The organism is Xanthomonas sp. NCPPB 1128 (genome assembly GCF_001043115.1).
Classification (GTDB): Bacteria; Pseudomonadota; Gammaproteobacteria; order Xanthomonadales; family Xanthomonadaceae; genus Xanthomonas_A.
Genome location: NZ_LFME01000012.1, coordinates 1 through 19,644 on the forward strand (window position 1 = coordinate 1; position 19,644 = coordinate 19,644).

At 69.9% G+C, this 19,644-nt stretch carries 19 protein-coding genes; 7 read left to right on the forward strand and 12 right to left on the reverse strand.

What is annotated here, in order from left to right; all coding sequences use genetic code 11:
• From ACP93_RS09570 to ACP93_RS09585, 4 genes are all read right to left on the reverse strand, one after another.
• Positions 1–786 (reverse strand): TPM domain-containing protein (locus ACP93_RS09570; RefSeq protein ID WP_048490469.1); only part of this gene is annotated, 786 nt, incomplete at its 3' end.
• A gap of 72 nt (positions 787–858) precedes the next feature.
• Positions 859–1,491, reverse strand: a complete 633-nt coding sequence (locus tag ACP93_RS09575) for a LemA family protein (RefSeq protein ID WP_048490470.1) — start codon at positions 1,489–1,491, stop codon at positions 859–861.
• Between the two features lie 75 nt (positions 1,492–1,566).
• Positions 1,567–2,316, reverse strand: coding sequence for a TerC family protein (locus tag ACP93_RS09580; protein WP_048490471.1), 750 nt, complete (start codon positions 2,314–2,316; stop codon positions 1,567–1,569).
• 39 nt (positions 2,317–2,355) lie between these two features.
• Positions 2,356–2,736 carry a diacylglycerol kinase gene (locus ACP93_RS09585; RefSeq protein ID WP_048490472.1) on the reverse strand — a complete coding sequence of 127 codons (381 nt, stop codon included), beginning with the start codon at positions 2,734–2,736 and terminating at the stop codon, positions 2,356–2,358.
• Positions 2,737–2,926: 190 nt separating this feature from the next.
• On the opposite strand from ACP93_RS09585, the gene ACP93_RS09590 reads away from it, so the two are divergent.
• On the forward strand, positions 2,927–3,643 hold the full coding sequence (locus ACP93_RS09590) for an SGNH/GDSL hydrolase family protein (protein WP_048490473.1): 717 nt from the start codon (positions 2,927–2,929) through the stop codon (positions 3,641–3,643).
• Positions 3,644–3,677: 34 nt separating this feature from the next.
• On the opposite strand, the gene ACP93_RS09595 is transcribed toward ACP93_RS09590, so the two are convergent.
• The 3 genes from ACP93_RS09595 to ACP93_RS09605 all read right to left on the reverse strand — a co-directional run bounded on the left by ACP93_RS09595 (position 3,678) and on the right by ACP93_RS09605 (position 6,532).
• Positions 3,678–4,958, reverse strand: coding sequence for a sensor histidine kinase (locus tag ACP93_RS09595; protein ID WP_048490474.1), 1,281 nt, complete (start codon positions 4,956–4,958; stop codon positions 3,678–3,680).
• Between the two features lie 108 nt (positions 4,959–5,066).
• Entirely contained in the window at positions 5,067–5,780 is a 714-nt protein-coding gene (locus tag ACP93_RS09600; protein ID WP_003481607.1) for a response regulator transcription factor, read from the reverse strand.
• A gap of 92 nt (positions 5,781–5,872) precedes the next feature.
• Positions 5,873–6,532 (reverse strand): arylesterase, encoded by a 660-nt coding sequence (locus ACP93_RS09605; RefSeq protein ID WP_048490475.1) that lies wholly within the window; start codon positions 6,530–6,532, stop codon positions 5,873–5,875.
• Between the two features lie 125 nt (positions 6,533–6,657).
• Here ACP93_RS09605 and ACP93_RS09610 point away from each other — a divergent pair, with 125 nt between their 5' ends.
• From ACP93_RS09610 to ACP93_RS09620, 3 genes are all read left to right on the forward strand, one after another.
• Positions 6,658–7,260, forward strand: coding sequence for an ABC transporter ATP-binding protein (locus ACP93_RS09610; protein WP_048490476.1), 603 nt, complete (start codon positions 6,658–6,660; stop codon positions 7,258–7,260).
• Positions 7,257–9,740, forward strand: a complete 2,484-nt coding sequence (locus ACP93_RS09615) for an ABC transporter permease (protein ID WP_048490477.1) — start codon at positions 7,257–7,259, stop codon at positions 9,738–9,740. Before ACP93_RS09610 ends, ACP93_RS09615 begins: the two co-directional genes overlap by 4 nt.
• Positions 9,741–9,907: 167 nt before the next feature.
• Complete coding sequence (locus tag ACP93_RS09620) at positions 9,908–10,822, forward strand: S1 family peptidase (protein WP_082143414.1); 915 nt, start codon at positions 9,908–9,910, stop codon at positions 10,820–10,822.
• A 195-nt stretch (positions 10,823–11,017) separates the two neighbouring features.
• On the opposite strand, the gene ACP93_RS09625 is transcribed toward ACP93_RS09620, so the two are convergent.
• The 5 genes from ACP93_RS09625 to ACP93_RS09645 form a co-directional block, all read right to left on the reverse strand.
• Positions 11,018–11,950 (reverse strand): DUF6607 family protein, encoded by a 933-nt coding sequence (locus ACP93_RS09625; RefSeq protein ID WP_048490478.1) that lies wholly within the window; start codon positions 11,948–11,950, stop codon positions 11,018–11,020.
• A 49-nt stretch (positions 11,951–11,999) separates the two neighbouring features.
• Positions 12,000–12,554 carry a Hemin transport protein gene (locus ACP93_RS09630; RefSeq protein ID WP_228135992.1) on the reverse strand — a complete coding sequence of 185 codons (555 nt, stop codon included), beginning with the start codon at positions 12,552–12,554 and terminating at the stop codon, positions 12,000–12,002.
• A gap of 45 nt (positions 12,555–12,599) precedes the next feature.
• Positions 12,600–14,819 (reverse strand): TonB-dependent hemoglobin/transferrin/lactoferrin family receptor, encoded by a 2,220-nt coding sequence (locus ACP93_RS09635; protein WP_048490480.1) that lies wholly within the window; start codon positions 14,817–14,819, stop codon positions 12,600–12,602.
• 175 nt (positions 14,820–14,994) lie between these two features.
• The gene (locus ACP93_RS09640; RefSeq protein ID WP_017907561.1) at positions 14,995–15,195 is read right to left on the reverse strand and encodes a hemin uptake protein HemP; all 201 of its coding nucleotides are present in this window, start codon (positions 15,193–15,195) and stop codon (positions 14,995–14,997) included.
• 192 nt (positions 15,196–15,387) lie between these two features.
• The gene (locus tag ACP93_RS09645) at positions 15,388–16,359 is read right to left on the reverse strand and encodes an aldo/keto reductase (RefSeq protein WP_048490481.1); all 972 of its coding nucleotides are present in this window, start codon (positions 16,357–16,359) and stop codon (positions 15,388–15,390) included.
• Between the two features lie 215 nt (positions 16,360–16,574).
• Here ACP93_RS09645 and ACP93_RS09650 point away from each other — a divergent pair, with 215 nt between their 5' ends.
• The 3 genes from ACP93_RS09650 (at position 16,575) to ACP93_RS09660 (ending at position 19,599) form a co-directional block, all read left to right on the forward strand.
• A complete protein-coding gene (locus tag ACP93_RS09650; protein ID WP_048490482.1) occupies positions 16,575–17,873 on the forward strand; it encodes a NupC/NupG family nucleoside CNT transporter in 1,299 nt (432 codons plus the stop codon).
• Between the two features lie 69 nt (positions 17,874–17,942).
• Positions 17,943–18,896: a ribokinase gene (locus ACP93_RS09655; RefSeq protein ID WP_048490483.1), complete on the forward strand. Its 954-nt coding sequence runs from the start codon at positions 17,943–17,945 to the stop codon at positions 18,894–18,896.
• Between the two features lie 97 nt (positions 18,897–18,993).
• Positions 18,994–19,599 carry a DUF4893 domain-containing protein gene (locus ACP93_RS09660; protein ID WP_048490484.1) on the forward strand — a complete coding sequence of 202 codons (606 nt, stop codon included), beginning with the start codon at positions 18,994–18,996 and terminating at the stop codon, positions 19,597–19,599.
• Positions 19,600–19,644: the final 45 nt, after the last annotated feature.

Genomic DNA, 19,644 nt, shown 5'->3' on the forward strand with positions numbered 1-19,644 from the left:
GCCCCAACCACCACCGCCAGCCGAACGGCCCGGCGCGATGCCGACGAACAGGCCCAGCAGCAGTCCGATCACGCCGGTCAGCGCAGCGACGAACAGTGACAGGCTCAGCAACAGGCCGACGCCGCCGCCGACCACGCCGCTCAGCACGCCGCGCACGGGGCGCGACAGCCGCGCGAACAGCACCTGCGCGACCAGCGCCGCGAACAGGCCGGCGAAGAACCCGAATCCCAGGCCGCCGCCGCGCGAGGCGGAGGCGTGCGCGCTGACCGGCGCCGGCAACGCCTCGCCGTCGATCAGCTTGACCAGCATCACGGTCGCTTCGGAAATCCCGCCGCTGTAGTCGCCGGCGCGGAAGCGCGGCACCAGGTACTCCTGGATGATGCGGTTGGCGGTGGCGTCGGGAATCGCGCCTTCCAGGCCATAGCCGGGCTGGATGCGCACGCGCCGCTCGTCCTTGGCCACCACCAGCAGGACGCCGTCGTCCACGCCCTTGCGGCCGAGCTTCCACTGGTCGAACACGCGCTGGGTGTATTGCTCGATGCTCTCCGGCGCGGTACTGGGCACCACCAGCACCTGCAGCTGGCTGCCCTTGCGCTGCTGCAACTGCACCGCCTGCCGGTCCAGCTCCAGGCGCTGGTTCGGCGTCAGCGTGCCGGTGGTGTCGACCACCGGCGCATCCAGCGGCGGGATCGGCGCCTCGGCCTGCGCCCAGGCCAGCCAAGGCAGCAGCGCCAACAGCAGCACCAGCCAGACGCCGACGAGCCGGCGGCGAGCGGAGCCACGCAACGCCGCCGATGCGGCAGCGCGCTCAGCCACCACGGATGTGGAACGCACGGTCACGCCGGCCCGTGGCGGCGCTTAGTGCGCCGGCGCCGGCTGTTGCGGCTGCTGCGGCGCGGACGCCGGCTGGCCGCCGAAGTTCACCGCCGGCGCTTCGGAAATCTGCGCCTCATTCTCCACCGAGAAGTTGGGCTTCTCCTTGTAGCCGAACAGCTTGGCGGTGAGCACCTGCGGGAAGGACAGGATGTAGGTGTTGTAGTCCTGCACCGCCTGGATGTAGCGGCCGCGGGCCACGGTGATGCGGTTCTCGGTGCCTTCCAGCTGCGCCTGCAGGTCGCGGAAGGCCTGGTCGGACTTGAGGTTCGGATAGTTCTCGCTGACCACCAGCAGTCGCGACAGCGCGCTGGACAGCTGGCCCTGCGCCTGCTGGAACTGCTGCAGCGAGGCGGCGTCGTCGGCGTTGACCTGCACCTGGCCGACGCGGGCACGGGCGTTGGTCACGTCGGTCAGCACCTGCCGCTCCTGGTCGGCATAGCCCTTGACCGTGTTGACCAGGTTCGGCACCAGATCGGCGCGGCGCTTGTACTGGTTCAGCACTTCCGACCAGCCGGCCTTGACCGCCTGGTCCTTCTGCTGGATCGCGTTGTAGCCGCAGCCGGACAGCAACACCGCCAGCGCGGCCAGGAACAGGGAGCGGGACAACAGGCGCATGCGATGACTCCGGCAGGTGAATGCGCGCAGCTTGCCACGCGCCCGGTGAAAACGCAGCCTGCGCCGCTTAGCCGCTCACCACTTGCCGGCGCCGGGCACCTGGTGCGCGGCGGCGCGCCGGCGCATCAGCAGGTTCAGCCATTCCACCAGCACCGAGAACCCCATCGCCGCGTAGATGTAGGGCTTGGGCACGTGCACGTCCAGGCCGTCCAGGATCAGCACCACGCCGATCATCAGGATGAAGGCCAGCGCCAGCATCTTCACCGTCGGGTTGGCATCGATGAAACGTCCCAGCGGATTGGCCGCCAGCAGCATCACCGCCACCGCCAGCAGCACCGCGGCGATCATCACCGGGATGTGCTGGGCCATGCCCACCGCGGTGATCACCGAATCCAGCGAGAACACGATGTCGATCACCGCGATCTGCGCGATCACCATCCAGAGCACGCCCGAGGCCTTGCTGGTGGTGGGGTCTTCATCCTCGCCGCCGGTGATCAGCTCGCGGATCTCCATGGTGCCCTTCACCAGCAGGAACAGGCCGCCGACGATCAGCACCAGGTCGCGGATCGAGATGCCCATGCCGGCGACGCTGAACAGCTCGCCCTGCATGCGCGCCAGGAACGCCAGCGACACCAGCAGCGCGATGCGGGTCAGGCACGCCACCGCGATGCCGAACTTGCGCGCGGCCGGGCGCTGCGCTTCCGGCAGCTTGCCCACCGCAATCGAGATGAACACCAGGTTGTCGATGCCCAGCACGATCTCCAACGCACTCAGCGTCAACAGCGTCAGCCAGGTGTTGGGGTCGGCGAGAAACTCGAGGGCCATGACGTCGGGTCCTTTAACGGAAGAAGAAACGGGCGGCGATCACAGCAGGCGCGGCAGCAGGATCAGGCCCCAGCACAGCACCACGTTGGCCAGCATCACGAACACGGCGGCCGAGCCCATGTCCTTGGCGCGGCCGGCCAGCTCGTGGTGCTCGGGGCCGTAGCGCTCGATCACCGCTTCGATCGCCGAATTGAGCAGTTCCACCGCCAGCACCAGCAGCAGCGAGCCGATCATCAGCACCTGCTGCACCGGCCCATGCCCCAGCCACACCGCCAGCGGCGCCAGGATCAGGAACAGGCACACCTCCAGGCGGAACGAGGACTCGTGCAGCCAGGCCGCGCGCAGCCCCTGCCACGACCAGCGTGCCGCCATCAGCATGCGGCGCGGCCCGCGCGGCAGATGTCCGAACTGATCGGCCACGGCTCAGCCCCGTCCCAGGCAACAGGGACGCGACGACGACGGCCGGAAGGAATCGGTCATGGGCAAGAGCGCAGCGGGATAGGCCGCAATTTTGCCACAAGCCCCGCGGCGGCGCCGGCATCGCCGCGGATTTGCCTGACATGCCGCGCCTGCGGCACCATCGCCGATCCCCTTGCTTCGAGGAGGCGTCATGTCCCGTTCGCCACTGCGCGCACCGCTGCTCGCCCTGAGTCTGTTCAGTCTGTCCCTGCTGGGCCTGTCGCCGGCACTGGCGCTCACCCCACCCCCGCCGCCCAACGTGCCCGCGCAGGTCTCCAATGCCGCCTGGGAAGAAGACATGGCGCGCTTCGCCAAGGACGATGCCGCGCATCCGGTCAAACCCGGCGGCGTGCTGTTCGTCGGCAGTTCCTCGATCCGCTTCTGGACCTCGCTGGCCACCGATTTGCCCGGTGTGCCGACGCTCAACCGCGGCTTCGGTGGCTCGGAGATCCGCGACAGCACCTGGTACGCCGACCGCATCGTGGTGCCGTACAAGCCGCGCCTGATCGTGTTCTACGCCGGCGACAACGATCTCAACAGCGGTCGCAGCCCGCAGCAGGTGCGCGACGACTTCGTGGCCTTCGTGACCCGCGTGCACCGCGACCTGCCCAAGACCCGCATCGTCTATCTGTCGATCAAGCCCAGCCCCTCGCGCGCGGCGCTGATGCCGAAGATGGCCGAGGCCAATGCGCTGATTCGCAAGGCCGCGGCCGGCCTCAAGCAGGTCCAGTTCGTCGACGTGTACACGCCGATGCTGGGCGCCGACGGACAGCCGCGCGCCGAGCTGTTCGGCCCGGACAAGCTGCACATGAACGCGGCCGGCTACGCGCTGTGGCGCGACACCCTGCGCCCGTACCTGCAGGACTGAGACGCCAGACGCCCGCGCTACAGCGCGCGGGCGCTCAGGGAGACGACGGGAACCGCACCGTCGCGAGGATGCCGCCGCCCTCGGCGCTTTCCAGCGCGACCTGCCAGCCGAAGCGCTCGCACAGCCGGCGCACGATCGACAGGCCCAGCCCCGTCCCTTGCGGGCGCTCCGGCTCGGCGCGGAAGAACGGCTCGAAGGCGTGTCGCAAGGCCTCTTCGGACATGCCGATGCCGGTATCGCGGATGCGGATGCGGTCGGCCTCGACCTCGACCTCGACGCGCCCGGTATCGGTGTAGCTGCAGGCATTGCGCAACAGGTTGCTGACCACCACGTGCAGCACCCGCGGCGGCGCGTGCAACGTCGCCGAGCCCAGCACGCGCACGCTCAGGGTCACCGGCTTGTCCGCCAGCAGCTCGCGCGCGTTCTCGGCCTCGTACTCGACCACGTCGGCGATGTCGAAGGTCTCGCTCTGCGGCACCACGTCCGCCTCGCGCGCCAGAATCAGGAAGGCATCGATCACCGCCTCCATGTCGCGGCCGGCGCGCTGGATGCGCTGCAGGCTGCGCTGCAGGCGCGGCGGCAGTTCCTGCTCGGTCATTGCGATATCGGTGGCGACCCGGATCACGGTCAGCGGTGTACGCAGTTCGTGGCTGGCATCGCGGGTGAAGTTGCGCTCGCGGGCGACATGATCGGTGACGCGCTGGGCCAGCGCATGCAGGGCGGCCGCCAATTGCCGCGCCTCGCCCTGCACGTCGGCCGGCAGGTTTTCCGGCGCCAGTTCGGCGGCGACCGGATGCCGCGGATCCCAGCGCGAGACGCGCCGCGCCAACCAGTTCATCGGCGACAGCAAGCGTCGCGACACCCGCCAGGTCAGCCAGGCCACCACCAGCAGCGCGATCAGGGTGAGCAGCGTCGGCACCACGCCGAACCAGAACGCCAGCCGCTGCGCCGGCGCGCGCAGGAACACCAGGTACAGGCGGCCGGCGGGGTTCTCGTCGACCAGCACCATCTCGCCGCCGGGCCGGTCCTCGTGCAGACCGGGCGCCAGCCCGCGCAGGTCGACGGGCAGCGCCGCATCGGATTGCCCCGCCGGCACCAGATAGCCGCGCAAGCTGTGGGTATTGGGTGGCGATTGCTGCGGCTGTTGCGCATGCAGGCGCCAGTAGTAGCGCGCCTCCTGCTGCAGGATCGAGCCGACCAGCGAGTGCTGCACGATCGCCACAACCAGATAACTGGCAAGCGTGACCACGCAGCCCGCAAACACGATGCGGGCGATCAGGGCGAGGCGAAGTTTGCGCGGCAACCCGTGCGGCATACGGCATCCGTGATCGTTGCCGCGATTATAGGAAGGCCGATCGTGAGCCTTTCGTGCAAACGGCCCCGATCGCCGGGGCCGCTGCGGGGTCCACGATCGGGCGCCGCCTCAGCTCATCGGCTGGGCGATGTCGGCGATGCGGTAACCGGCGCTCTGCACGGTGTGCAGCAGCGGGCGGTCGAACGGCTTGTCGATGATCTTGCGCAGGTTGTACAGATGGCTGCGCAGGGTGTCCGAGTCCGGCAGGCCGTTGCCCCAGATCTCGCGCTCGATCTCCTGGCGGGTGACCACGCGCGGCGATTCGCGCATCAGGATGGTCAGCAGGCGCAGGCCAATCGGCGACAGCTGCAGCTCGGTGCCGGCGCGGGTAGCACGCATGCTCACCGGGTCCAGCACCAGGTCGGCCACCTTCAGCACTTCCGAGCCGACCTGGCGGCGCTCGCGGCGGATCAGCGCGCGCAGACGGGCTTCCAGTTCCTGGATCGCGAACGGCTTGGTCAGGTAGTCGTCGGCGCCGAAGCCCAGGCCGGTGAGCTTGTCGTCGAGCGTGTCGCGCGCGGTCAGCATCAGCACCGGGGTGGACTTGCGCGCGTCGTTGCGCAGGCGGCGGCACACTTCGATGCCGTCCAGACGCGGCAGCATCAGGTCCAGCACCACCACGTCATAGCTGTTCTCCGCCGCCAGGCGGTAGCCGTCCAGGCCGTCGCAGGCGTAATCCACTTCGAACCCGCGGCCCTCCAGATACTCACCGATCATCTCGGAAATATTGCGGTTGTCCTCCACGACCAGCACGAGCCCGGATGTTTCCTTGGTCTGACGCATAACGCTTCCTCAGTCTTCAGCTTTGTGAAACATGCCGGATGTGCAGTGGTGGCGGCGTGAAGGTCGCTTCATCTGCCTGAGCGAAGAAAAAACTACTGCTCGATCAATGGCTTGAGCTGCGGCCACACGTTGTCCAGCACCTTGGGCTGGGCTGCGGCGGTGGGATGCAGGCCATCGCCTTGCATCAGCGACGGGTTCAGCGCCACGCCTTCCAGCAGGAACGGCAGCAAGCCGGTCCGGTACTGCTTGGCCAGGTCCGCATAGACCGCGCGCAGGCGCTGCCGGTACCCCGGCCCATAGTTCGGCGGGACGTCGATGCCCAGCAACAGCACCTTCGCGCCGGCGTCACGGCTGCGCACGATCATCTTCTCCAGATTTCCGCGCAGTTCGGCCGGACTCAGCCCGCGCAACGCGTCGTTGCCGCCCAGTTCGATCACCACCACGGACGGCTTGTGCTTCTGCAGCAGCGCCGGCAGGCGGGTCAGCGCGCCGGAGGAGGTCTCGCCGCTGATGCTGGCATTGACCACCGCCGGTGGCGTCCGCATCTGTTGCTGCAGGCGCTTGTCCAGCAAGGCCACCCAGCCGGATTGCAGCGGAATGTTGTGCGCCGCGCTGAGGCTGTCGCCGAGCACCAGCACCGGCCCCGTCGCACCTTTGGCACAGGCGATGGCGGGCAGCAGCACCCACCATGCCAGCAACAGCCAGGCGCGGCGCGTCCAGGCCCGCTTGCTTCTCGTCTCGTCGCCACGCATCCGGAGATTTCCTCATCGACAGTCAGGCCCCCACGCTTCGCGCCGCTATCGCCATCGACGTGCGCGATGTCGGCAAATCCGTCAGCGGACCGGAGGGTACGGTCCACATTCTCGACAAGGTGGGATTGACCATCGGTGAAGGCGACAGCGTCGCCATCGTCGGGGCCTCAGGATCCGGCAAGACCACCCTGCTCGGCTTGCTGGCCGGTCTCGACCTGCCCACGCGCGGCAAGATCGTGCTGGCCGGGCAGTCGCTCAATGCGCTGGACGAGGAAGCGCGCGCCGCGCTGCGCGCGCGCGAGGTCGGCTTCGTGTTCCAGAGCTTCCACCTGTTGCCGTCGCTGACCGCAGCGGAAAACATCGCACTGCCGCTGGAACTGGCCGGGCGCGAGGATCCGGCGCGGGTACGCGAGGTGCTGGAGGCGGTCGGGCTGAGCGCGCGGGCGCGGCACTACCCGCGGCAACTGTCCGGCGGCGAGCAGCAGCGCGTGGCGCTGGCACGCGCGTTCGTGGCGCGGCCGCGGATCCTGTTCGCCGACGAGCCCACCGGCAGCCTCGACCAGGCCACCGGGCAACAGATCAGCGATCTGTTGTTCGCGCTCAACGCAGGCAGCGACACCACCCTGGTGCTGGTCACCCACGACATGCGCCTGGCGCAGCGCTGCGAACACCGCTACCGGCTCGACGGCGGCCGCCTGCGCGCCGCCGACGCGGCGGACGCCGCATGAACGTACTGCGCCACGCGGCGCGCGCGCTGCGCCGCGAGCTGTTCGCCGGCGACCTGCTGACCGTGTTCGCCGCGCTGGTGCTGGGCGTGGCGGTGATGACCGCGGTCGGCACCCTGGTCGACCGGGTGACCCTGGCGCTGACCGGCAGCGCCGCCGAGGTGATCGGCGGCGACCTCGGCGTCAGCGGACGCCAGGACATTCCCGCCGCCTTCGCCGAGGAGGCGCAGCGGCGCGGGCTGCGCAGCACGCGCCTGGTCAGTTTCCCCAGCGTGCTGTTCCACGGCGACGCCAGCCAGATGGCCAACATCAAGGCGGTCGGTGCCGGCTACCCGCTGCGCGGCGAGTTGCTGGTGGCGCGCGACACCGTCGGCGCCGGCAACGAACGTGCCGGGCCGCCGCCACGCGGCGAGGCCTATGCCGATCCGCGCCTGCTCGAGGCCCTGGGCCTGAAGCTCGGCGATGCGCTGGAGTTCGGTGCCGGCACGCTGCGCGTGACCCGGGTGTTGCGCGCCGAACCGGATGCCTCCGGCGAACTGATGCAGTTGTCGCCGCCGCTGCTGGTCAACCGCGCCGACGTCGATGCCGCCGGCCTGCTCGGCCCCGGCAGCCGCGCCTCCTATCGGCTGATGTTCGCCGGCGCGCCCGGCGAGATCGCCGCCCTGCGTGAATGGCTGGCGCCGCGCGCCAAGGCGTACCGCCTGGTCGGCATCGAGGACACCCAGCGCGGCGTGCGCGGCGCCTTCGACCGCGCCGGGCGCTTCCTGGCCTTGGCCGCGTTGCTGGCGGTGCTGCTGGCGGGCGTCGCCACCGCGCTGGCCGCCAACCGCTTCGCCTTGCGCCGCATCGATCAGGTCGCGGTCTTGCGCTGCCTGGGGGCGCGCCAGCGCGACATCCTCGGTGCGCTGGCGGTGCAGTTGCTGCTGCTGGCGATCCCGGCCTGCGCGCTCGGCGTGGGCCTGGGCATGCTGGCCCAGGTCGGCCTGGTCGAAGCGCTGGGCAGCCTGATCCCCAACCGCCTGCCGTTGCCGCAGGCGACCCCGGCGCTGGCCGGCGCCGGCATCGGCCTGTTGCTGCTGCTCGGCTTCGGCCTGCCGCCGCTGCTGCGCCTGCGCGACGTGCCGCCGATGCGGGTGCTCAACCGCAGCTTCGCCGCGCTGCCGCCGACCTCGCTGCTGGTCTACGCCGCAGCCCTGGTCGCCACCGTGGTACTGGCGGTCTACGCCACCGGCGACGGCGTGCTGGCGGCCTGGGTGCTGGGCAGCCTGACCCTGCTGGCAGCGCTGGCCGCGGCGGTCGGCGGTGTGTTGCTGGCGGTGCTGCGGCGGCTGCAGGGGCGCCTGCGCGGGCCATGGAAGCTGGGCCTGGCGGCGCTGACCCGGCGCCGCGCGCTGAGCGTGGTGCAACTGGTGGGCCTGTCGCTGTCGCTGTGCGCGCTGCTGTTGCTGGCGGTGATCGGCCCCCGCCTGCTCGGCCAGTGGCGCGACCGGCTGCCGGCGGACACGCCGAACTACTTCCTGATGAACATCCAGCCCGACCAGGCCGACCAGGTGCTCGGTACCCTGCACACACTGGGCGTCGCCGACGCGGCGGTGGAGCCGTTCAGTACCGGCAAGCTGGTGGCGATCAACGGCAAGCCGCCGCAGCGCCGCGAGCAGGGACCGGACGACGATGGCGACGGCAGCGACCGGCCGATCAACTTCTCCTGGCGGCATGAGTTCCCCGCCGCCAATCGGCTGCTGTCCGGGCGCTTCTGGGCCGCCGACAGCACCGCCGCCGAGGCCTCGGTGGAGGAAGGCTGGGCGCAGCGCTACGGGCTCAAGCTCGGCGACCGCATCACCCTGCTGCTCGGCGACCAGCAGCGCAGCTTCACCGTGACCAGCCTGCGCAAGGCCGACTGGGATTCGTTCCGGGTCAACTTCTTCCTGCTGCTCAACGCCGGCGCGGTGCAGGATGCGCCGTACAACCTGATCTCCGCGTTCCACCTGCCGCGCGCCTCGGCCGCGCAGTTGAGCAGTCTCAGCCGCGCCTATCCGAACGTATCGCTACTGGACATCGACGCGATCCTGCAGCGCGTGCGCGAGGTCATCGACCGCGTCGCCCAGGCGGTGCAACTGGTGATGGGCTTCAGCCTGCTGGCCGGTGCGCTGGTGTTGCTCGCCGCGCTGCAGGCCACCGCCGGCGAGCGCCGCTACGACAGCGCAGTGCTGCGCACGCTGGGCGCGCGGCGCGGGCAGTTGCGCGGCGCGGTGCTGGTGGAGTTCGGCGCGCTCGGCCTGCTCGCGGCGATCCTCGCGGTCGGGGCAGCGGCGATCATCGGCGTGGTGGTGGCCAGGCAGGCCTTCGACCTCGCGCTGTCGCCGCCGTGGCCGGCGCTGCTGCTTGGCGGCCTGGGCGGCGTGGCGCTGAGCCTGCTCGCCGGCTGGTCGGGCACCAGGCGCATCCTGCGCACGCCGCCGGCGCTGGCCTTGCGCGAGCCTTGAGTGGAGCCGGGATGACCAGCCATTCGGCTGTGGAAAAACGGAGATTCGGGATTGGGGATTCGAAAGAGCGCCGCAGGCTGCGCGGGCGTGACGCGCTCGGTGGCCGACGACGAAGCGATGCGTGCCGCGCCACGGGTAAGATCCCAGTGCATCGAAAGGAGAAACGCATGAAATGGATTGTCGCCTGTTGCCTGCTGGCCCTCTCCACTGCGGCTGGCGCCGTGGTGGTCAGGGCAGACGTGGAGGAAGCGCGCTATCGGATTCCGGCGGCGGCATTCCCGGCCCTGGTCGACCTGCCCGGCGAAGGGCACGGCGTGCTGATCGCGCCGCAGTGGGTGGTCACCGCCGCGCACGCGGCCCCGATGCAGATGCCGGGCATGGACCAGGACGTGTCCATTGGCGGCGTGGCGTACAGAATCCAGCGCGTCGTTCTCCATCCCGGCTACCACAAGCCGGCCGATGCGCTGGTGCAGGAGGCACTGACGACGCACGACTTCTCCAGGTTCTATGCGGCGCTCGGCGCCGCCGACGATATCGCGCTGATCGAGCTGGCCAGACCGGTGTCGGGGGTGGCACCGGTCGCGCTGTACCGTGGCGACGACGAGGTCGGCATGACCGCCGAGCTGATCGGCAAGGGTGCCACCGGCGATGGCAGCGTGGGCCAGGATCCCCACGGCGCCCACCGCGGCGTGCTGCGCCACGCCTTCAACACGATCGTCGGCGCCGATGCGCGCTACCTTTCCTATCGCTTCGACGCGCCGCCCGCTGCCCTGCCGCTGGAAGGCATCACCGGCAGCGGCGACAGTGGCGGCCCGCTGATGACCGACGAGGGATACGTACGGCAACTGGTCGGACTGGCGTCCTGGGGCAGCTATCCACCGGACCATCCGTTCTGGAAGACCTGGACGGCGGATCGTCCGTTCGTGCAAGGCCTGTATGGCCAGATCGTGCACGCCGTGCGCGTGTCGCGCTATCTGCCGTGGATGACGCAGGTGATGTCAACCTCCACGGATGACACGTCGTCGCCAACGACGACGCCCGCGCCCGCGACGAGCGCACCCAATCACGACGCGGCACCCTGACAGGATCCGCACGGCCCTCGACGCCGGGCCGGTTTTGCGTCGCGTTAGCGTGCATCTGCGGTGCTCGGATCTTTCGCCGCGATCCGCAGGCCTTCCCTGTGCCGAACACGATCTACGGCGAAGCGACATGCAAAAAAGGGGAAGGCGCCATCCCGGCCGCCTTCCCCCACCCTGGCTGTGTCGCTGGCGCGGGCCTCAGCGCGCGGCCGGCGCCGTCCATTGCGCGAACACCGCGTCGATCTGCGCATCGCTGACCGGCTTGCCTTGTTGCACCGCTTCGGCCTGGCCGAACAGCGGCACGATGATCGCCATGCCATCGACCTTGGTCTTCAGGTGCACGCCAGGCGGCTTGCCGAGCAGACCGTCCCAGCGCGCGCGCACCCTGGCCCAGTAATCTTTGGTTGCGATCCAGTAGGCGCGCGCCGGAGTGAAATCGACGGTCGTGGTCCTGACGTAGTCGTTGAAGCCGAACTCGCGCGCGATGGCCTGCTGGCTGCCATCGGGCTTGCGCAGCACCTTGGTGTTGAACTGCTCGTGGGTCCAGCCGGCCGGCGTCAGCGTATGCCGGTTGATCACCGCCAGCGCGTTGTAGTCGCTGCGCTTGGTGTACTCGCGACGCGGCAACGGCCGCCAGCTCAGGTCGCTGGTCCAGGTCGGGTGGCCGTCGGCATAGTCCCAGCGCCCGGTGCCGCAGTAGCGCGGCGCGTCGCTGACCTCGTACACGCACTGGGTCCAGGCGCCGCGGGTGGCCGCGGCGTCGAGCGGGCGCACCTGCCAGGTCTGGTCGGCGCTGAACGCGAAGCGCTGCGGCGCCTCGTAGATCCAGTCCTGGCGCCAGTGCTTGGTCACGTGGCCGCTCTTGGGTTCCACCAGCAGATGCTGCAGCACCACCTTGCGCGGGCTGTCCTCGACCACGATCACCACCTCGTTGCCGCCACTGCGCAGCGGCGCGGCACGCGTGTAGCCGGGCTGCAACAGCACGGTCTCGTCGAAGGCGAACGCCACCGTGTACTCGCCCTGCATCGCCAGGATGCTGGCGCGGTCGCGCGCCGGATCGGCGTCCGCGGCGTGGACGGGAAGACTGCCGGCAAGCAGCAGGGCGCAGAACAGGGGCAGGGCTTTCATCATCGAGAGGTGTGTTGTTGTTGATGGGAAACGGGAAAGCGCGACCGGCCACTCACAACCGCAGCAACGGCCAAGGCCGCTCGGGATCGGGGCGCGGCGCAGGGCGACCGGCGCGGGCGCAACAGCAGTCGTCGACCAGCACATCGCCCTCTGCCGCTTCCAGGCGCGCGATGCGCCGGGCAATGCTGGCGCCGAGCGGCGACACGCCGGCCACGCTGGCCGCCAGCACGCCATCGGCCGCGTGCAGGCGCAGCGCCCGCGCGTGCCAGCCATCGCCGCGCAGGCGGCCGGCGACGCGCCGCCACAGCCGCTCGGCGACGCCGCCGTCGGCGGCATCCTGCGCCGCGGGCAATGCCGACAGCAGCATGTCCCAGGCGACGAAATCGCTGTCGGGCAGCAGGTACAGGCGCCAGCAGCACTGCTGCTGGCGGTCGTAGAAACGCAGGCTCTCCAGCACGCCATCGCTGTCCACGTCCAGATGCGCGGCCACGCTGCGGGCATGGCGCCAGCCGATCAGTTCGGCACCGGCGCGGGCGCGGTACAGGCACAGCACGGTGCCCAGCGCGGCCAGCTGCGCCGCGCGCGGCAGCGGCGCAAAAGCGGCCATCCGCTCCTGCTCCGTACGCGCTGGCGACGCGGTGCGCATGCGCCGCTACCAATCCAGCGCCAGGCTGACCGAGACGTTGCGTCCGGCGCCGGTATAGCGGTCGAGCACGCTGCTGCTGGCCAGGGTCGCGCCGGGCAGCATGTTCCAGTCGATGTAGCGGCGGTCGGCCAGGTTGAACACGCCCACGTCGAGCCGCGCGCCTTCGGTGAAGCGCCAGTGCGCGAGCAGGTCCAGCGTCGCGTAGCCGGCCGGCGTGTAGTAGCTCGGCAGTTCCGGCCGGCGTTTCTTCGCCACCGCGGTGGCGACCAGTTGCGTGCCCCAGGTGCCGCGGTCGTAGCCCAGGCCGAGCACGCCGCGCAGCGGATCCACCGAGTTGAGCGGCGTGCCGTCGGTGCGGTTGTCGCCGCGCGCGTAGGCGGCGCTGGCCTGCAACGACCAGCTGGCCCAGCGCGCATCCAGTGCGCCGAAGTCGATGCCGGCCTTGGCTTCCACGCCGCGGATGGTCACCCGGTCGACGTTGCGCGATTGATACAGCATCAGGCCGTCGGCGTTGAAGCCGACGAAGCGATAGGACTCGATGAAGTCGCGATAGGCGTTGCGGTAGGCGCTCAGGCCGGCGTAGACGGCCGCACCGGCGTAACGCACGCCCAGTTCGGCGCCGCGGCTGGTCTCCGGCTTCAGGTCGGGATTGGCGATCGCGGTGTAGCCGATCAGCAGGTTGGTGAAGCCGATATTGACATCGTTGTACGGCGGCGCGCGAAAGCCGTGCGCATAGTTGGCGTACAGCGACCAGGCATCGTCCAGGCGCCAGATCGCACCGAGCTTTGGCGAGACGTTGCGGTCGCTGATCTTCTTCGCCGCCACGCCGGGATTGTCGGTGGCGAAGATCGCATCGACCTGCGGCGACAGCCGGTAGTAGTCGGCGCGCAGCGCCGGGATCAGGCTGAAGCGGCCGTCGGCCAGTGCGATCTCGTCCTGCAGGTAGGCGCCTGCCTTGAGCGTCTCGGTGATCGGGAAATCGCGGACCGGGAAGGTTTCCATGCCCACGGTCTTGCTGATCGCGCCGGTGCGCAGGTTCAGCGTGTGGCCGTCGCGCTTCTCGTGGGTGTCGGTGTGCGACAGGTCGATGCCGTAGCTGATGTCGTGCGCGGCACTGCCCTGCTCCACGCGCTTGTGCAGATTCGCCTGCAACCCGTACAGGCGCTGGTCGAAGTCGTGCTCCATGTGCCGCAGCGTGCCGTTGCTGCGGCGTTCGTCGGTGCGCTGCAGGCTCTGGCTGTCCTGGCGGTACAGTTGCCACTGCAGGTCGTCGGCGAGCAGCGTGTCGAGCTGCTCCGCCGCGTGTCCCAGCGACACGCGGGCGCGGGTCTGATGATCGCGGCCACGTTGCGACAGGATGCTGGCGGTGACGTTGCTCAGCGCGTCGACGCGGGAGTAATCCTCGTTGCCTTCGACGGTCAGCGTGAAGCGCTGGTTGGCGCTGGGCGCGTAGACCAGCTTGCTGAGCAGGCTGCGGCCGTCGCTGTTGAGCGGATTGGGTGCGGTGCGGGCGGCGCCGACACTGCGGTTGTCGCCCTGGGTCTCGCTTTCCTGGCCCTGGCGATGACTGACCGCGGCCATGCCGCTCCAGCGCTCGCCGCCGAAGGCGACCAGCGCGCCGGCGAACAGCCCCTTCCATTCGCTCTCGTAACCGAACTTCAGGCCGACGTAGCTGTCCTTGCCCGGCGCCAGGTAGTCGGCCGGATCCTTGGTGACGTAGGCGACCACGCCACCGAGCGCATCCGAACCGTACAGCGCGCTGGCCGGGCCGCGCACGATCTCCACGCGCTTGAGCGTGTCCATGTCGACGAAGTTGCGGTTGGCGTTGAGGTAGCTGCCGAAGCTGAAGCTGTCCGAGACCGGGATGCCGTCGGTCTGGATCAGCACGCGGTTGCCGTCCAGGCCGCGGATGCGGATGCCGCCGATGCCGCTGAAGCGGCCGCTATTGCCGGTGGCGGACACGCCGGGCGTGTAGCGCAGCAGATCCTTCAGGTCATGGACCAGTGCGCGATCCATCTGTTCGCGGTCGATCACGTCGACGCTGCCGGGCACGTCGACGATGGCGCGCTGGGTGCGGGTGGCGGTGACCTGCAGGCGATCGAAATCGCGGATGGCGGACGCCGCACTGGCGTCGTCGTCAACGTCGGAGGCGGAGGCGGGAGCGGCATGTGCGCAGGCGGCCAGGGCCAGCCACAGCGCGCCGGTGAGCGGAGCGGTACGGAACATGGAGAGCATCGGTGGTCGCGGAAGACCCTCGACCGGCACGGCGCGGGGTCCGCGCCTGGCCGAGGGGGAGAGAAGGATCGCGACTGCGAGGCGGCCGCGGTCGACGCGCAAGGGCGTCGGCCAGGTGGCGGCAGGTCGAGCGGGGAGGCCGGCCGCGCGCGGCGGCCGGACGGCATTACTTGGTCAGGATCAGCTTGTCGTTGCTGGTGTGGCGCAGGCGATAGACGCGGTCGCCGTGCTGGATCAGCACTTCGCGGCGGCCCTTGAGCAGCGCCTGGCTGCTGATGGTTTCTTCGGCCGGCACGGCGCGCGGCACAGTGCGCTCGCGCAGGCTCAGGGTCTCGGGGTGACGCAACAGCACGGGTTGAGCGGTCATGGTCGAACTCCATCCACGGGGTGCATCGAGATGATAATGATTCTCAATACTTAATCAAGACCCATTCTCGCTCGATTCGATTCGCAATCTCGATCAAAATGCCGATCGCGAAAGACCTCAACGATCGCCACGCAGTGCCGCTCTCGCTGTCGCGCCGCCGCTGCACTGCGACGGCGCTAACGCATTCCGTCCTCAGCGCACCGCTGCGTCGACCCGCTCCCACCACGCCGCGTCGTCGCGCTCGGCCAGTTCCAGCGCGGCCAGGTTCTCCAGCAACTGCGCGACCCGGCTGGCGCCGAGGATCACCGTGGAGACGTGCGGGTTGCGCAGGCACCAGGCGACCGCCAGCGACGCTGGCGCCACGCCTTCGGCCGCGGCCAGCGCGGTGAAGGCACGCGCACGCTCGACCCGGCGCTGCGCCGGCGGCCCGATGACTTCTTGTTGCAGCCAGGCGTTGCGCGCCTGGCCCAGTCGCGAGGCCGGATCGATGCCGTCGTTGTACTTGCCGGTGAGCAGGCCCGAGGCCAGCGGCGACCAGATGGTGGTACCCAGACCGAGTTCGGCGTACAGCGGCGCGTACTCCTGTTCCACGCGCTGGCGATGCAGCAGGTTGTACTGCGGCTGTTCCATCGACGGCCCGTGCAGGCCCAGCGCGCGCGCCACCTGCGCGGCCTCGCGGATGCGCTCGGCCGGCCACTCGGAGGTGCCCCAGTACAGCACCTTGCCCTGGCGGATCAGCGCGTCCATCGCGCGCACGGTTTCCTCCACCGGCGTGTCCGGATCGGGGCGATGGCAGTAGTACAGATCCAGATACTCCACCCGCAGGCGCTTGAGCGCGGCATGGCAGGCGTCGGTGACGTGCTTGCGCGAGAGCCCGCGCTGCGTGGGGCGTGGCGACTCCACGGCGCCGAAGTAGACCTTGCTGGATACGCAGAAACCGTCGCGCGGCAGCCGCAGGTCGGCGATCACGTCGCCCATCACCTGCTCGGCGCGTCCGTGCGCATAGACCTCGGCGTTGTCGAAGAAGTTGATGCCGTGGTCCCAGGCGGCGGCGATCAGGTTGCGCGCTTCGTCGCGGCCGGTCTGCCCGCCGAAGTTGATCCAGGCGCCGAACGACAGCGCCGACAGTTGCAGCCCGGTGGCACCGAGGCGACGGTATTGCATGGCAACTTCTCCTGCTGAGCGAACCCGCGGCACGGCCGGCGGGCGGCCGCACAGTGTAGCGGCGGCGCCGCAAGGCCCCGTCGGCGGCAATGGGGCGCCCGCTCTTGCGAATCCCCAATCCCCATTCCCGAATCGCCGACTGAACACCGCTCGCCTTGCCGGCCGTCACCCCCTGCACTAGGCTTCCCGTCTTTGGTCGGGGACCGGGGACGCAGATGGTCGAGGGATTGGGAAGGATCGGCTTCGGCCTGTTCGGGTTGGCGGTGTTGATCGGGATCACCTGGCTGTTCTCCAACAACCGCCGCGCGGTGGACTGGAAGCTGGTCGCGACCGGCCTGGTCCTGCAGATCGGTTTCGCCTCGCTGGTGCTGCTGGTCCCGGGCGGGCGCGAAGTGTTCGACTGGCTCGGCCAGGTGTTCGTGAAGGTGCTGAGCTTCGTCAACGAAGGCTCCAGCTTCATCTTCGGCAGCCTGCTCGACACCAAGACCTACGGCTTCATCTTCGCCTTCCAGGTGCTGCCGACCATCATCTTCTTCTCCGCGCTGATGGGCGTGCTCTACCACCTGGGGGTGATGCAGGCGGTGGTGCGGGTGATGGCCTGGGCGATCACCAAGGTGATGCGCGTGTCCGGCGCCGAGACCACCAGCGTCTGCGCCAGCGTGTTCATCGGCCAGACCGAGGCGCCGCTGACGGTGCGCCCGTACATCCCGCGCATGACCGAGTCCGAGCTGCTGACGATGATGATCGGCGGCATGGCGCACATCGCCGGCGGCGTGCTGGCGGCCTACGTGGGCATGCTCGGCGGCGGCGACCCGGCGCAGCAGGCGTTCTATGCCAAGCATCTGCTGGCGGCCAGCATCATGGCCGCGCCGGCGACGCTGGTGGTGGCCAAGCTGCTGGTGCCGGAGACCGGCACGCCGCTGACCCGCGGCACGGTCAAGATGGAAGTGGAGAAGACCACCAGCAACGTGATCGACGCGGCCGCCGCCGGTGCCGGCGACGGCCTGCGCCTGGCGCTGAACATCGGCGCGATGCTGCTGGCGTTCATCGCCCTGATCGCGCTGGTCAACGCGCCGCTGACCTGGCTCGGCGACGTCACCGGCCTGGCCAGCGCGCTGGGCCGCCCGACCAACCTGTCCACCATCTTCGGTTATGTGCTGGCGCCGGTGGCCTGGGTGATCGGTACGCCGTGGCCGGATGCGACCACGGTCGGTTCGTTGATCGGCCAGAAGGTGGTCATCAACGAGTTCGTCGCGTATACCGAACTGTCGCGCATCGTCCAGGGCCAGGTGCCGGGCGTGAGCCTGAGCGCGGAGGGCCGCCTGGTCGCCACCTATGCGCTGTGCGGCTTCGCCAACTTCAGCTCGATCGCGATCCAGATCGGCGGCATCGGCGGCCTGGCCCCCGAGCGCCGGCACGACCTGGCCCGCTTCGGCCTGCGTGCGGTGCTGGGCGGCTCGATCGCCACCTTCATGACGGCGACCATCGCCGGGGTGCTGTCGCACTTCGCCTGATCCGGCCGCAACATCCGCCACATCCGTTTTTCTTTTTTTCCAGTTCCAGTCGAGAAGCAGTACATGCCTATGAGTTCGGTCATCGTCGTCGGTTCGTTCAATGTCGACCATGTGTGGCGGTGCGAGAATCTGCCCGCACCGGGGGCGACCATCGCCGGCCGCTACAGCACCGGCCCCGGCGGCAAGGGCTTCAACCAGGCGGTGGCGGCGGCCCGTGCCGGCGCGCGCACCAGCTTCGTCTGCGCACTCGGCGACGATGCCGGCGGCGCGATGGCGCGTGGCCTGGCGGCGCAGGACGGCATCGCCCTGGTGGCCGAGGCCAGCAGCGAGCCGACCGGCACCGGCGGCATCTATGTCGACGGCCACGGCCGCAACACCATCGTCATCGGCGCCGGCGCCAACGCCGCGCTGAGCCTGGACTTCGTGCAGGCGCAGCGTCCGCTGCTGGGCTCGGCGCGGGTGCTGCTGGCGCAGCTGGAGTCGCCGATCGAGACCATCGAGGGCACCCTGGCGCTGGCCCGCGAGGCTGGCCTGACCACCGTGCTCAACGCCGCCCCGGCCAACGCGCAGACCAGCATCGGCCTGCTCAAGCTGGCCGACGTGCTGACCCCCAACGAGACCGAGTTCGCCGCCCTGCTGGCGCGCCATGTCGGCGTGCGCGTGGACGCCGACGACGTCGCCGCCACCGATGGCGGCAGCCTGCATGCGCTGTGCCGCAAGCTGCTGCCGGGCGGCACCGTGGTGGTGACGCTGGGCGCGGTCGGCGCGTTCATCTCGCACCCCGAGGAGCGCCTGCGCGGCGACACCCAGCCCTACTACCGGATCGGCGCCGAAACCGCGCACACCGTGGACACCACCGGTGCAGGCGATGCCTTCAACGGCGCGCTGGTGGCCTCGCTGGCGCAGTCGCCGAACGCCGCGTTCGCCACCCACGTGCGCTTCGCCAATCACTATGCGGCGCGGTCCACCGAAGCCGAGGGCGCGGCGGCGTCGATGCCGCGGTTGACCCCCGAGGCCGGCTGAGCCTGCGCGCGGCGGGTTGCACCGCCGCGATTGCCGCGTTTCCCTGACGATATACCGCCGGCCGCCGTGCCGGCCGCATCCCGACAAGGCGTTCCCGATGCTCCGCCCTTCCCTGTTGCCGTTCGGCGCGCTGTGCGCGCTGCTGCTCCCGCTGTCCGCCGCCGCTGCACCGCGCTGCGACTGGAACAGCCTGGCCGACGATGCCGACCGCGCCACGGTGACCGTGTCCGTCGAGCGCCTGCAACAGGTGATCGCAGCGCATTACGACGATGCCGAGCAGGAAGCAGGCGCGGCGCTGGCGCGCTCCTTGCTGAAGCGCGCACAGACGCCGCAACAACCCGGGAAGCTGGAAGGCCGCTGGAAGCTGCGCTCGATCCAGGTCGACCCGCACTTCGCCTATGCCTACCCGTACTTCAAGGCCGAGATCCGCCGCGATCCCTGCGGCTATCACCTGAGCAAGACCAGCGGCTCGCAGCGCCGCAGCGGCACGCTGTATCCGCTGGCCGCCGGCAGCCATGAGCTGGCCTTCCTCGGCGCCAGCACGGTGAACAGCGAGCCTGAAGCGGCCTACGCGCCCGGCCATGTTTCTGACGGCACGCATGGCAACAGCGTCGGCCGCCTGGTCGCGCTGGGCCCGAACGAACTGCTGCTGATCCTGGACGGCAAGGACAACGGCGTCGAGCTGTACCAACTGATCCGCTGAATCGCGCGGCGTCTGCCGCCGCGGAGGCGGTGCGGCTGCGGCCCG